The following is a 14,154-nucleotide window of genomic DNA, read 5'->3' on the forward strand; positions in this document are numbered from 1 at the left end:
ATGGGTGGCCTGCGTTTCCTGCCGTGGGTCCGCGACGGGGTGGCCCGGGTCATCTCCGACACCGACCCGCTCAGCGGCGCGCTGCCCCGCCCGCGCGCCCAGGTGGACCTGAACGTCACCGCGCTGGGCACGGACACCGCCACCGGCGACACCCGGGAGATCGCCGGCACCACCACCGCCCTCCTGCACGGGCCCGGCGACGTCGTCGGCGTCGATCCGCAGGAGATCATCCGCAGCTTCCCGGCGCCCGGAGCGGAGAACGTCGAGACGACGATGCTCGCGGCGGTCGAGTTCGACAGCCCCGAGCTGCCCTGGCTGTACACCCCGGCGCGCCCCGACGACCGGGGCGCGCTGCGCCCGTGGCTGGTGCTGGTCGTGGTGCCGGCCGGCACGGGCGGCCGGCTGCGCACCGAGGCCGGGCAGGCACTGACCCGCCTCACCACCACCGTGCGCCACCTGCCCGACCTGGCCGCGTCCTGGGCCTGGGCGCACGCCCAGGTGCTGGTGACCGCCGACGACGAGGACGTCGCCACGGTGATCGCCGTCGCCCCCGAGCGCGCCCTGTCCAGGCTGCTCTGCCCCCGCCGGCTCGCCGGCGGCACCGACTACCTGGCCGCCGTCGTCCCGGCCTTCGCCGCCGGCGTCCGCGCCGGCCTCGGCGAACCGGTCGACGACACCGGCCCGCTCGCTCCGGCCTGGGGACCCGGCTCACCGCACCCCGGCGCCGACGATCCGCTGCTGCTGCCCGTCTACCACCACTGGACCTTCCGCACCGGCCCCGACGGCGACTTCGAGTCGCTGGCCCGCCGGCTGCGCCCCCGCGTCCTGCCCGCCGGTGTCGGCCGGCAGCCGGTCGACATCGCCGCCCCCGGCGGCGGCCTGCCCACCGCCGACGAGGAGGGCGTCGAGGGCCGTTCGGTGCTCGGCTTCGAGGGCGCCCTCGCCTCCCCCGCGATGACCCCCACCGAATGGGCCGCCGACGTCCGCGACGCCTGGCGGGACACCCTCACCGCGCTGCTGCGCCACTCCGCCGACCGGCTCACCCCGCCGCTGTACGGCGACATCCACAGCCAGGAGCAGCGGCTGCCCGCCCCCGGCGCGGAACCGCAATGGCTGGCGGGGCTCAACCTCGACCCCCGGCAGCGGGCCGCCGCCGCGCTCGGCACCCAGGTGGTGCAGCGCCACCAGGAGGACCTGGCGGCCGCCGCCTGGGCCCGGGCCGCCGCGCTGCGCGACACCAACGACCGGCTACGCCGGGGCCAGGCCGCCCGGGACACCGCCACCGCCCTGTTCACCCGGCGGCTCGATCCCGACACCCCCGGCGCGGCGGTCGCCGACGACCAACTCGTCGCGCTCACCCAGCCGGTGCACGACCTGGTGCGGGTGCCGGAGGCCGGCCTGGCCGCCGGGGACGGTGACCCGCTGGACGCACGGCTCGCCGCGAACCCGGGCGCGCGGGCCGCCGCCTCGGCCCCGATGCGCCGGCTGCTGCGCCCGCGCGGGCCGCTGGCCCGCCGGGTGGACCCGGACACCCCGCCCGCCGCGCTGACCCGGCTCGCCGACGGGGACAGCGCGGTGCCCGCCGCCCGCGTACCCACCGGCGGCACGGTGCTGGACACCCTGGTCGCCGACGGGAGCGGCCTCGGCGCGCTGACCCGCCAGGTGATCGAGCAGGCCGCCCGGAACCCGTGGTGGCACACCGGCCCGGCCACCCCCACCCTGCGCGCCACCGCCGCGACGCTCGCCGACGACCCGGTCACCCGGGTCACCACCAACGGCGGCGACCTGCTCGGCGGCGACCGGTTCTTCGTCGGCACCGCCGACGGGCGGCTGTTCGAACGCCGCCGCCTGAGCGGCCAGTGGGTGTGGCGGGACCACGGCGCGCCGCCCGGCACCGCCGTGGTGACCTCCGGCGCCGCCGTGCCCCCGGGCCGCGTGTACGTGCGCACCCGCGACAGCCGGCTGTTCGAGCGGCGCTGGGACGGCGACCGGTGGGTGTGGACCGACTGCGGCGCCCCCACCCTCGGCGTGCACAGCCGGCCGGTGAGCGACGGCACCCGGCTGCACATGCTGGGCGGGGACGGCAACCTGCACCGCTACGACCCCGCCGGCCGGGCCTGGACGTCACTGGGCGCTCCCGCGCTGCGCAGCGGGGAGCGGCTGTGGGGATCGCCCCGCCCGTCCGTGGCCGGGGTGCTCGTCGCCACCAGCCAGAACCGGCTGTTCGGCCACAACGGACAGTGGCGACAGGTCGGCCCCGACACCCTGCCGACCTGGGGGTCGCCGGCCGCCCAGCACGTCTACCCCGACCGGGACCGGCGCACCGGCTACTCGTGGATCACCCCGGACGGGCGGCTGGTCTCCCAGTTCGCCGACGGGGCCACCATCCTGCACGGCGCGCCGGACGGCTGGCGGGTGGTGTCCCTGGCCCAGGAGGCCGCCCCGGTGGGCCACGAGGAGGAACTGGCGATCGTGGTGCTCGCCGCGAGCACCACCACCGGCGAGGTACGGCTGAAGCGCCGCTACCTGTGGTACCACGACGGACAGGAACGGTTCCTGTGGGCGTGGGGCCCGGTCACCGACACCGTGCCCGCCGGCGGGCTCGGGGCGCACCGCCCCCACCCGCTGCTCGGCGACTCCCGCGACGGCGAACTCTTCGCCGTAACCGGCGGCGGCCGGCTCACCTCCTACCGCTGGACGTACGGGTCGCCCGGCTGGATCGACCACGGCACCCCGCTCGATTCGCGCGGCGTCGGACCGCTGGACGACGCCGCCCCGGCCCACCTGCGCCACGCGCCCCGGGTCGGGCTGCTCGGCTCGCTGCTGTTCACCCACACCATCACCCAGGGCACCGGCAGCCGGGCCCGGATGCAGGCCGCCCACCACGTCGGCGACGACGGGGCGGTCCACGAACCGGCGCTCACCCCCGCCGTGGACGCCCCCGCCATCCCGGTGGCGGCCCGGGCCGCCGCCACCACGATCGGCACGGTCGCCCCGACCGGCCGACCGACCCTGGTCACCGCCGCCCTGCTGCCCGGCACCGTCGCCGGCACCTGCCGGATCGCGTACTGGGTGGGCCGGGAAGCCGACTCCGGGGGCGCGGCGGCCGGCGGCTGGACCGGCCCGTACGAGCTGCCCGACCCGGTCAGCGGCGACGCGGCCGGCCTGGACGTCGCCCTGGCCGACCTCGACGGCGACGGCCGCCCCGAACTCCTCGTCGCATACGGGGTGAGCCGCTCCGGGGGCACCGACAACCGGGTGTACTACCGGGTCGGCTGGCGGCTCGACGAGTCCGGCGTGGTCACCCGGGGCTGGACCGACTCGCTGCCCACCCCGCAGCAGCTCGACCGGATCACCGCCGTCGGCGTCGACGTGGTCGACATGACCGGCGACCAGACGCCCGACCTGGTGGTCTTCGCGGCCGGCACCCTCGGCGGCGCACCGTGCGCCCGCCACCTCACCGGACGCGCCGTCAACCGGCGCGGCCGGGTGGTCGGCGGGTGGACCGCCCCGCGCGCGGTCGTCGACGAGGCCGCCGTCGCCGGCGCCGACGGGGCGGGCATCACCGTGGCCGACGTGACCGGCACCCGCCGACCCGACCTGGTCGTGGCCCGCCGCACCGGCGCCACCGTCACCTACCGCGCCGCGTTCGACCTGGACCCGGACGGAGTGCCGGTCACGTGGAGCCCCGCGTTCACCCTCACCGGCGCCGCCGACGCGGGCGCCGCCCGGGGCTGCGCCGTCGTGCTGGCGGACCTGCGCGCCGACCTGGTCGCCGACCGCGCCGCCATGGGTGACGCGTTCATGGCCGCCGCCGCCCGCCACCAGGACCGGCTCGCCCCGGCGCAGTCGCTGGCCCGCGACCACCAACCGGCGCCCGTCGACCTGGCCACCGCCGCGGCCGCCGTCCGCGAGACCGTACGCCCCGAGACGGCCGTCGCCGGGGAGGTGCTCGCCGGGCTCACCCTCGGCGACGGTGACCTGGTCGACGCCCTGCCCGACACCGGCGACCCCCTGCGCCGACTGCTCGCCGGCGTCACCTTCGACGTGCCCGCCTACGAGCTGCTGCGCGGGCTCTCCCAGGAGCACGTGGTGCCGAACCTGCCGGCGGTCGCGCCGGAGACGATGACCGCGCTGGCGGCGAACCCGCGCTTCATCGAGGCGTACCTGGTCGGCCTCAACCACGAGATGAGCCGGGAGATGCTCTGGCGGGAGTTCCCGGCCGACCCGCGACAGACCTGGTTCCGGCAGTTCTGGGACGTGCGCGGGGCGATGTCCGCCGGCGACCCGCTCACCGACCTCCCGCCGCTGACCGACCCGGCCTGGCGCAGCGGCCCGCTGGGCAGCCACCTCACCGCCGTCGGCGCGCCCGGCGAGGAGTCCCTGGTGCTGGTCGTTCGGGGTGAGCTGCTGCGCCGCTACCCCTCCACCGTGGTCACCATGCGGGAGGCCACCTGGACCGGCGACGAGGAGCGCAGTCCCACCGGACCCGACCTGCTGCCCATCTTCAACGCCTGGCTCTCCCCCGACCTGCTGCTCTTCGGCTTTCCCCGCACGGCGCAGGTGGCCCGCGGCGCCAGCCGGAAGCTCGACGGCCCGGCCGGCTGGTTCTTCCTGCTGCGGGAGCAGCCGGCCGCACCCCGCTTCGGCGTCGACGCCGAACCCCCACCCCCGGACGCGGTCGTCTTCGCCGACCACCGGCCCGGCAACGCCGCCGCCCTGCTGCAACGCCCCGTCCTGCTCGCCCGCCACGCCAGCGACCTGCTACCGGAGAACCGATGAGCACCGTGAACCGACCGCCGCTGGCCAGCGTGCTCACCGGCACCCCGTGGACGCTGCCCGCGACCGTGCCCGCCGTCCTGCTGCCGGTACGCCTGGAGACCCGGTTCACCGGCGCCACCCTGAAAATCCGGGTCTACCCGGACCAGATCCACGTCGACGACCACGAGCCGGGGCTGACCGCCGAGGAGCTCACCGCCGGGCGGGCGTACTGGGGCCACGGCCGCCCCGACGGGCCGTACCCGGTACCCGGGGAGGCCGCCTGGACGGATCTGACCCGCCGCTTCGGCGCGGCCCGGGCGGCCTGGATCGCCCGGGTCACCGAACCCGTCGCCGGGGTCTTCCCGGACCCGCTGCCCCGCGACGCCCCGTGGTGCGAACCGGCCCGGGCCCGGCTGCTGCCCAGCCTCTGGTACGCCGTCGGCCGTACCAGCGACGGCCGGCTCTTCAGCGGCGTCTCCGGCCCGGTCACCCCCGACCTACCGGTCGGCCCCACCCCGGTGCTGCCCGGCCGGCCCCCCACCGGCACCCCGATCGACGAACTGCCCGCCGAGTCGCCACCGGTCGACGCGGGGATGCGCTGGACCGTCGACTTCGACGCCGCCCTCGCCGCCGGCATGGCCCTGACCGTCACCGTCCCCACCGACGCCACAGGCAGGCCCGTACCGGTGGAGCGGCTGCTGGTGTTCGGGCTGGACACCGCCACCGGCCCGGCCGGCTCCGCCCGCGCCCTGGCCCGCCTGCTGGAGGCGCACGCCGCCACCGACGGGCTGGCGTTCCTGCCCCCGGACACCCCGACCAACAACACCGCCACCGTCACCCCGGCGGCGACCCCGACCGCCGGCCCGGTCACCGCCGACGACCAGGCCGACACTGCACCCGAGTCCGCCGCCGCCCTCGTGGCCGCCGCGCTGGGGGTGCCGCTGACCGCCGCGGCCGACGACGCGCTCACCGCCGCCCGCCGGCGCCCGGCCCGCGCCGGCGCGCCGAGCGCGCTCGCCCGGGGCACCGGCGCCGCCACCGTGGACCGGCCCACCGGACGACAGGTACGCCGGGCGCTCTGGCCGGCCAGCGTCGGTGCCCTGCTGCGGCACCTGCTGCCCGTGGCCACCCCCGCCGAGCAGGCCGCCGTACGCGAGCACTTCGTCGCCCACGTCCACGCCGAGGGGCCGCTGCCCACGCTGCGCGTCGGCCGCCAGCCGTACGGGCTGCTGCCGGTGACCAGCCTGCGCCACTGGCACCCGGCGAACCCGGCCGAGGCGCGGGCGGTGGGGCTGCTCGACGCCCTGCTGCGCACGGTGTGGCTGACCTCGCCGGTCCCCCGGATCACGCCCGGGCTGGCCGACCCGGAGGCGACCCTGCTGGAGATCCTCGCCACGGACGCCCGGGTGCTGGAGGTCCGCGCCCGCAGCATGCTCGGCAACGAGTACGTCAGCTGGCTGTGGCGTTTCGCCCGGCTCGGCCTCGGCCCCGGCTGGCGCGAACAGGTCGTCGAACCGGCCCGGGACCTGCTCGCCGCGCTCGGGCTGGGCGGTCCGACCGACCCGCGGCTGTCGCTGGCCGTGTTCGCCAAGGAGGCGTACGCCCTCGGCACACCGCTGCTGGACGGGCCCGGTGAGCCGCGCGCTGACCGGGTCCGCTCCTATCTCGACGCCCTGGCCACGGTCGGCCTGCGCGGCGACGAGGTGCCGGCGCGCCCCGGCGACGGGCCGGTGCCGCTGTTCCACCGGCTGCTACGCGCCGCGCTGATCGCCGAGCACTCCGCCGCCGCGGACGCGTTCGCCGCCGAGGCGGCTCTGCCCCGGGCGGCGGAGATCCCCGAACCGGAACTGGTCGACGTCCGCCCGCACGAGACCACCGCGGTGCTGCGCCGCCGGCTCGCCGTGCCCGTCCCCGGCGCGGGCGGGCAGCAGCTCGGCGCCTACCTCGCCGGCACCGTCGCCGACCCACGGCAGGTCCGGGCCACCGCCGGGCTGCGCGACTTCCGGGCCGCGCTGACCGACCTGCGCGACGCCCTCGACGACGGCCTGTCCCCCACCGACCTGGACCGCCACGTCGCCGGCACGCTGGGCCTGGCCGCGCACCGGCTGGACGCCTGGATCACCTCGCTGGCCACCCGCCGACTCGCCGCGCTCACTGCCGGCCCGCCGCCCGGGGTGCACGTCGGCGGGTACGGCTGGCTGGTCGACCTGCGCCCGGCCCTGCCGCCCCGGATGGTCACCCGACCCGCCGACGTACCCCCGGAGGCGGCCCCACCGACGCTGGTGGCGGCGCCGGACGGCGCCGGGCACGTACTCGCCCCGTCACCGGCGCAGGCGGTGACCGCCGCGGTGCTGCGCAGCGCCTGGCGCGCGCACGGCGGTGCGGACAGCCCGCTGGCGGTCGACCTGTCGTCGCGCCGGGTACGCCTCGCCGCGCAGCTCCTCGACGGCGTCCGCGCCGGCCAGAGCCTCGGCGCGCTGCTCGGCTATCGCTTCGAACGCGGCCTGCACGACCACCCCGACGGCCCGCTGGACCACCTGCTGCCGCAGTTCCGCCGGCTCGCCCCGGCCCGCGCGCACCGCGTCGACCCGACCGACGACGGCGGCTCCACGATCACCGCCACCGTCGAGTCGACCGCCGGTGTGGACGGCCTGGAGCTGCACCGGCTGCACCAGGCCGGGGCGGTCGACGGGCAGCTCGCGGCGCTGCCACCGACCGCCCGGGACGCCGTCCGGCAGGTGCTCGCCGACCTGGCCGACGCCACCGACGCGGTCGCCGACGCGCTGCTCGCCGAGAGCGTCCACCAGCTCTCCCTCGGCGACATGAACCGGGCGGCCGCCGCCGTCGACGCCGCCTCCGGCGCGGCCGCCGACCCGCCGGAGCTGCATGTCACCCGCACCCCGGTCACCGGCGCCGCCCTCACCCACCGGGTGCTGCTGCTGGTCAACGTCGACGACCGGTTCGGCCGGCTGCGCCAGGACTGGCCCGCCGCCCGCGGCCACCACCCACGGATCATGACCGCGGCCACCGACGCGCTGGTCTCCGTGCTGCTGCCGCCGTCCTGGCGGGTCCGGTGGCGGCTGCGCTGGCACTCCCCGGACGGGGTCACCGCCACCACCTGGCGGGAGGCCACCCTTGACCGGCTGCAGATCCCGGCGATCGACCTGGTCGCCGCGCCACCGCACCCCGGCCGCCCCGACGACGCCGAGCTGGACCGGCGCATCGCCCTGGACGCCTGGGGATCGCCGCTGCCCGCCGGGGTGACCCGGGACTGGCGGCTGGAGCTGGACTACGACCGCGACCCCGCCTGGCCGCTGGAGCGGCTGAGCCTCGCCGAGTTCCTGCACGCCGTGACGGTGCTGCGCGACCTGATCGGCCGGGCCCGCCCGGTCGTCGCCGCCGACCTGCGCCTCGAACGGGACGCCCCGCCGCAGGTCGACCCCGTCACCAAGGCGCAGGCCGACGAGATGTGGCACCTCGCCCGGCAGCACAGCAGCGCGCTGCGGGCGGTCCCGGAGCCGGACGCGCCGGGCTGGGACGAACCGGCCGCCCGGCAGCTGCTCGACGCCGCCGCCGGGTTCGGCGTCATCGGCGCGGTGCCCCCACCGCCGGCGCCGGAGGGTGCCCGCGCCGTCGCCGACGCGGTGCTCGTCGCCCGCGCCGAACTGGCCCGCCGGCTGGTCGCGCACTGCGCGGTCGTCGGCGAGCTGTGGGACCGGGCGCCCTGCCCACCCGCGAGCTGCCGCTGCGACCCGGCGACCGACTTCGACCGACCGGACGCGCCACCGGACCGCCGCCGCGAGGCCCAGATCGCCCGGATCCGGGCGCTGCTCGGCCCGGACATGCCGGTGCTCACCCGCGCCGACGCCCCGGCGGAGCTGGCCGCCGCGCTGGCCGCCAGCGACGCCCTCCAGGGCGGCTCACCCCATCCGGTACGCCGCTGGCTGTCCCGGTACGCCCGGGTCCGCCCGGCGGTGGGTCGCCTCCAGGAGGTGCTGACCACCGCCGACGCGGCCGGCGCCGGCGGCGTGGTACGGCTGCCCGCCACGGTACGGGTGGCCCAGCTTCCCTACGCCCCCGACGACCGGTGGGTCGGCGAGGCCCCACCCCGGGCCGACACCGAGCCGGTGTCCCTGGTGGTGGTCGCCCCCGGCGGGCTGGACGTGACCCGACCGGTGCACGGGCTGCTGGTCGACGAGTGGACCGAGGTCGTCCCCGCCGGGCAGGTCCAGACCGGCCTCACCTTCGAGTACGACGCCCCGGGCGCCGCCGCTCCGCAGGCGGTGCTGCTCGGACTCGCCCCCGAAGGCGCGGCGAACTGGCAACCGGCCACCCTCGCCCAGGTGCTGGAGGAGACCCTCGACCTCGCCGTGGCCCGCGCGGTCGACCTGGACTCCCTCGGCGCGGCCGGGCAGTTCCTGCCCGCCCTCTACTTCCCCACCAACGTGACCGAGACCGCCACCACCACGGACTTCGTCCCGGACGCGACGCTCACGCCGCAGGGCGGACAGGAGGGCCAGTGACCAGCACCGAGCCGACGACCAGCGCACCGTCACCGGCGAGCACCGACGCGCCGGCCACCCTGCCGTCGGTGACCACCTGGACCCGGCTGGAGCCGCGTACCCGGCGGGCCGACCTGGCGCCCGCCGTGCAGGCGCGCACCGCCGACCCGCTGTGGCTGTTGGCCCGCCAGTGGCAGCTCGGCGAGTTCACCGGGGAGGACACCGGCTCGCCGGTCGCCGCCCGGGTGCACGCCCGGACCGCCGCGTTCACCCGCTACCGGCCGGGCCCCACCGCCGGCGCCGTCCGGCTGCCCGCCCACACGCCGCTGGAGGCGGTGGTGGAACGCGAACCGGCGGCCACCGCCACCGACCTGCGCTTCGCCGTGGACAGCGGCCAGCAGCTGCTACGCCTGCTCGCTGCGGCCGGCGCCGGGGAGCTGGCCGGGCAGCTGTGCACCACGTACCCGGTGCCGGCCAGCCCGCCCGACGCCGCCTCCGCCACCGACCCGGAGACCGTCGGGTACCTGCGGATCGTCGCCGGCCGGGTGCCGCACGGCGACCTGGCGCTGCGGGCCTGGGCCGAGGGCCGGTTCCTCACCGAGGCGCAGGTCCCGGCCGCGCTGGTCGGCGCGGTCACCGGCGCGGTCACCCAGTGGCTGACCTGGCTGGGGGTGCCGCCCCGCCCGGCCGGCCCACCGCCGGGCTACCTGCTGCAACTGCCGGCCGTGCTGGCTCCCGGGGCGTCCCGACCGGCCGCGCCGCCCTGGCCGCCGGCCGACTTCACCCCGCTGTTCAGCACCCCCGGGCTGGAGGGCCCGGCCTGGCGGCGCGAGCGGATGGAGTACGACGCGGCCGTCGCCGCGCACGACGGCGACGACGAACTGGTACTCACCGCCCACGAGTACGACGGGGACCGGCTGGACTGGTACCACTTCGACCACGATCCCGGCGCCACCCTGGACGCCCACAAGTCGACAAAGGACCTGGTCAAGGTCCTGCTGCCGGCTCCCGTGTCGTACGCGGGCATGCCCTCCACCCGGTTCTGGGAGCTGGAGGACGCCCGGGTCAACCTGGCCGGCGTCGGGGCCGGCGCCGGCGACCTGGCCCGCCTGTTCGTCCTGGAGTACGGCCTGGTCTACGGCAACGACCATTTCGTGCTGCCCCTGGAGCTGCCCGTCGGCACCGCCACCCGGATCCGGTCGCTGATCGTCACCGACACCTTCGGCGTACGGACGCTGGTGCCGGCCGCGCCCGAACGGACCGCGCTGTTCCGCCCCTCCGGCCCCGCCGGCCCCGCCGACGTGCTGGTGCTGCCCGCCACCGCGGCCACCACCCTCGACTCCGCCCCGGTGGAGGAGGTCCGCCTCGGCCGCGACGAGATGGCCAACCTGGCCTGGGCGGTGGAGCGCACCGTCACCGGGGCGACCGGCCGCCCCGTCGACCGCACCGCCCAGGTCGCCCGCGCCGCCGTGCCACCCCGCCCCACCCCGGCCAGCACGGACGTGCCATCGCTGTCGTACGCCTTCGCCACCACCGTCCCGGAGAACTGGGTGCCGCTGATCCCCGGGCCCACCGACGGCCGCCCCGACGTGGTCCGGCTACGCCGGGTGCCGCTGCAACAACCCTCCCGGGAGGGACCGCCGGTGGCGGTGACCGGCCACAGCCGACTGCTCGACTGGCGCTGGCGCGACGACAACCTGGTCGAGCTGGCCTTCCCCGAGGAGGAGGTGCCCCGCGCCGGTGCCCGGGTGCTGCGCCGCTGGCAGCTCGCCCGGTGGACCGACGGCTCGGTGCACCTGTGGCTGGCCAGCACCCGCCGCGCCGGCACCGGCGAACTCTCCAGCGGCCTGCGCTACGACACCGTCCAGCCGCGCTGAACCACCCGTCGACCGAACGCGGAGAACCCGATGACGATCACCTGGAAGAACGACCTGCCCCTGCCGATGGCGCGGCCCCGCTACTACGACTACCAGTACCTGCGCGCGGGCGACCTCACCCAGGCCCTGGACTACCTGCTGGCCCGGCAGAACCTCACCGCCCGCCTGCTGCGCCCGATGGGCGTGGTCAACGGCCTGGATCTCTCCGCCACCGGCAGCGACGTGACGGTCAGCCAGGGCGTGGCCGTCGACGGCGACGGCCTGGTGGTCGTGCTGCCGGAGAACACCCGCCGGCCGCTGCCCGCCGACGGCACCTCCTGGTTCGTGGTGATCCGCTACCACGAGTACCTCGCCGAGCCGCGCGACGAGGGCGGCGTGGTCGCCGAGACCCGGTGGACCGAGGAGGGGCGCATCGAGTTCACCGCCACCGCGCCCACCGACACCACGCACGCCGTGGTGCTCGGCAAGGTCACCCGCGCCGGCGGCACGGTGAGCACACAGACCTCCGGACGGATGGTCGCCGGACTGCGGGTACCGGTGGGGGCGATCGTGCCGTCGGTGGGAGCCGGCTCCCAGTCCGGCATCACCTTCCCCGCCGATCCCGGCGGCGGCCTCGGCGACGAGGCGTACATCCGCTACTGGCCGTACGCCGGCGAGAACACCATCCTGCGCATCGCCAACAACAACGACCCCGATGACCTGATCGCCTTCACTCAGAGCGGCGCCGACCGGCTGCGCATCGGCGGCTCCATGCTGCACCTGGGCAGCATGGAGGGAGCCCCGGTCAGCGCCGGCCAGGTGGTGACCGCGCTGGGCTTCTGGGGCCCCGGCGTGCAGCACGCGCAGCTCTCCTTCCGCGCCGGCAAGGGCTTCGAGCTGGTCGACCGCAGCGCCGACGGGCCGGCGCTCGGCTACCCCGAGGGCAGCAAGCCCTACGCCGACCTCGCGGTGAAGGAGCTGCGCGCGGCGAGCCTGCGCGGACGCGGTGGGCTGTCGCTCACCGCGGAGGGAGCCTTCGCCGTACGGGCCACCGGCGGCGTCACCGTCGTCAAGGACGCCAACGGCAACGGCGACCTGGCGGTGCAGGGCAACCTCGCCCTCGGCGGGAACGTGTCGTTGCCCGCAGCCACCTGGCTCAACGCCGCCGGCCGGATGCACCTCAACGGCTCGGAGCGGCTGTACCTGCTCAACACCAACGGCGTCTACATCGGCTACGGCGGCGGCACCGGCCCCGAGACCGGCTGCGTGTGGGTCGAGAAGCGCGGCTTCTTCGGCGGTGACGTGCAAATCAACGGCCGCCTCGGGGTGGCGGTCAGCCCGAACTCCCTGCCGTCGTGGAGCGGGGGCGGCATCGGCACCTTCGACCTGTTCGCCCGGGGCGCCATCTACTGCGGCAACGAGTCCACCGGGTACACCATCAGCCTGGACGCCGGCAGCGGCATCATCAAGGGCAAGTCGAAGCAGTTCGCCATCGACCACCCGCTGGACGCCCCTGACGCGACCGACCGCCGCCAGCTGATCCACGCCGCCCTGGAGGGTGCCGAGAACGGCGTGTACTACCGCGGCGAGGGGCGGCTGCGCGGCGGGACGGCCACCGTGGAGCTGCCCGACTACTTCGAGGCGCTGACCCGGCCGGACGACCGGACCGTCCAGCTCACCCCGGTCTTCGACGACGACGAGCCGGTCTCGGCACTGGCCGCCTCCCGGGTACGCGACGGCGCGTTCCGGGTGCGCACGGTGGACGGTTCGCCGGCCGAGCACGGCTTCTACTGGGAGGTGAAGGCGGTCCGCGCCGACCTCGAGCCGCTGGCCGTGGAGGTCCCCGCGCCCCGCTGACCCCGGCGCCCGGACCTCTCGCGGTGGGTGGGAACCAGCGCGTGGCTCGGCCTGGTCATCCTCCTCGGCGAGGCCGGCCGCCACGATGGGCTCTGTGCGGCAGCCGCACCGCCGGATCTGGTCAGGTGAGTCGGTCTGCTCGCCCTCGCTGATCCGTCAGCGCAGGAATCCCGTCAGGGCCCGCACGAACCACTCGGGGTCGTCGAGCCACGGGTAGTGTCCGCCGCCGGGTTGCACAGCCGGTTCGCCCTGCGGGAACAGGCCGGCGTACTCGGCGGCGCGCTTCGGGGGGAGCGCCACGTCGTACTCGCCGGTGAGGAGGAGGACCGGCGCCTCGAGGCGGGTCAGGGCGGACCTGGTGGCATCCGGATCGGGGCCGCCGGCGGCGTAGTACCCGGCTGCCACGTCCGGGTTCCTGCCGCCCTCCTCCCGGGCCAGCTGGGCCTGCCGGGCGGCATCCCACCGTCCGTGCATGAACGGGGTGATCGCCGCCCAGTCCTCAGCCGTCGGTTCACCCGACCAGATCCGCTCGAAGGCCGCGAACGCCTCCGGGAACCAGGGCTCTCCGCGGCGCAGCTCGGCGATTTCACGGCGGTCCAGGTCGGTGATCTCCAGACCGACCGGCCGGGGGCTCGGGTTGACCAGCGCGAGACGGGCCACCCGGTCCGGGTGGCGGGCGGCGTACAGCACCGCGAGGCTGCCGCCGGCCGAGTGCCCGAGCAGGTCGATCCGGTCCCGGCCCAGGTGCACGCGCAGCGCTTCGACGTCGTCGACCAACCGGTCGCACCGGTAGGTCGCCGGGTCCGCCGGCGCCACCGACTCCCCGGTCCCCCGCAGGTCGAGGCGGACCAACGACCGGTGCGCGGACAGTCCACCCAGGTCACCGAGGTACGCCGAGGCCAGCATCGGACCGCCGGGCAGACAGATCAGCGGATCGCCCGCGCCGACCCGGTGGTACGCCAGCCGGGTGCCGTCAGCAGTGTCGAATGTGGCCATGCGGAGATCATATCCGCCGGCACTCATGTCCAATAGCGACAGCTTGCCGGGGGTGGATATACCAATCAGGGCCACCCCTTGAAAGGGGTGGCCCTGATTGAATGGTTGTCCGGCGGTGTCCTACTCTCCCACACCCTCCCGAGTGCAGTACCATCGGCGCTGGAGGGCTTAGCTTCCGGGTT

At 76.7% G+C, this 14,154-nt stretch carries 5 protein-coding genes and 1 rRNA gene; 4 read left to right on the top strand and 2 right to left on the bottom strand.

Annotated elements, in window-relative coordinates:
- From ACTMTB_RS24470 to ACTMTB_RS24485, 4 genes are read left to right on the top strand one after another with little or no spacing between them, the layout of a single operon-like run.
- On the top strand, positions 1 to 4,782 hold the full coding sequence (locus ACTMTB_RS24470; protein WP_441148562.1) for a hypothetical protein: 4,782 nt from the start codon (positions 1 to 3) through the stop codon (positions 4,780 to 4,782).
- The gene (locus ACTMTB_RS24475) at positions 4,779 to 9,284 is read left to right on the top strand and encodes a hypothetical protein (protein ID WP_441148563.1); all 4,506 of its coding nucleotides are present in this window, start codon (positions 4,779 to 4,781) and stop codon (positions 9,282 to 9,284) included. The genes ACTMTB_RS24470 and ACTMTB_RS24475 overlap by 4 nt, the downstream gene beginning before the upstream one ends.
- Entirely contained in the window at positions 9,281 to 11,140 is a 1,860-nt protein-coding gene (locus ACTMTB_RS24480; protein WP_441148564.1) for a hypothetical protein, read from the top strand. Before ACTMTB_RS24475 ends, ACTMTB_RS24480 begins: the two co-directional genes overlap by 4 nt.
- A gap of 30 nt (positions 11,141 to 11,170) precedes the next feature.
- Positions 11,171 to 12,976, top strand: a complete 1,806-nt coding sequence (locus ACTMTB_RS24485; protein WP_441148565.1) for a hypothetical protein — start codon at positions 11,171 to 11,173, stop codon at positions 12,974 to 12,976.
- 156 nt (positions 12,977 to 13,132) lie between these two features.
- On the opposite strand, the gene ACTMTB_RS24490 is transcribed toward ACTMTB_RS24485, so the two are convergent.
- Positions 13,133 to 13,972: an alpha/beta fold hydrolase gene (locus tag ACTMTB_RS24490; protein ID WP_441148566.1), complete on the bottom strand. Its 840-nt coding sequence runs from the start codon at positions 13,970 to 13,972 to the stop codon at positions 13,133 to 13,135.
- A gap of 107 nt (positions 13,973 to 14,079) precedes the next feature.
- Positions 14,080 to 14,154 (bottom strand): 5S ribosomal RNA (rrf, locus tag ACTMTB_RS24495); the annotation flags it as partial.

Source organism: Micromonospora sp. L32, from assembly GCF_052068055.1.
In the GTDB taxonomy this organism is placed as follows: domain Bacteria; phylum Actinomycetota; class Actinomycetes; order Mycobacteriales; family Micromonosporaceae; genus Micromonospora; species Micromonospora purpureochromogenes.

Coding starts and splice junctions, on each gene's coding strand:
- ACTMTB_RS24475 (WP_441148563.1), top strand. CDS start 4,779: ATGAGCACCGTGAACCGACCGCCGCTGGCCAGCGTGCTCACCGGCACC.
- ACTMTB_RS24485 (WP_441148565.1), top strand. CDS start 11,171: ATGACGATCACCTGGAAGAACGACCTGCCCCTGCCGATGGCGCGGCCC.
- ACTMTB_RS24470 (WP_441148562.1), top strand. CDS start 1: ATGGGTGGCCTGCGTTTCCTGCCGTGGGTCCGCGACGGGGTGGCCCGG.
- ACTMTB_RS24490 (WP_441148566.1), bottom strand. CDS start 13,972: ATGGCCACATTCGACACTGCTGACGGCACCCGGCTGGCGTACCACCGG.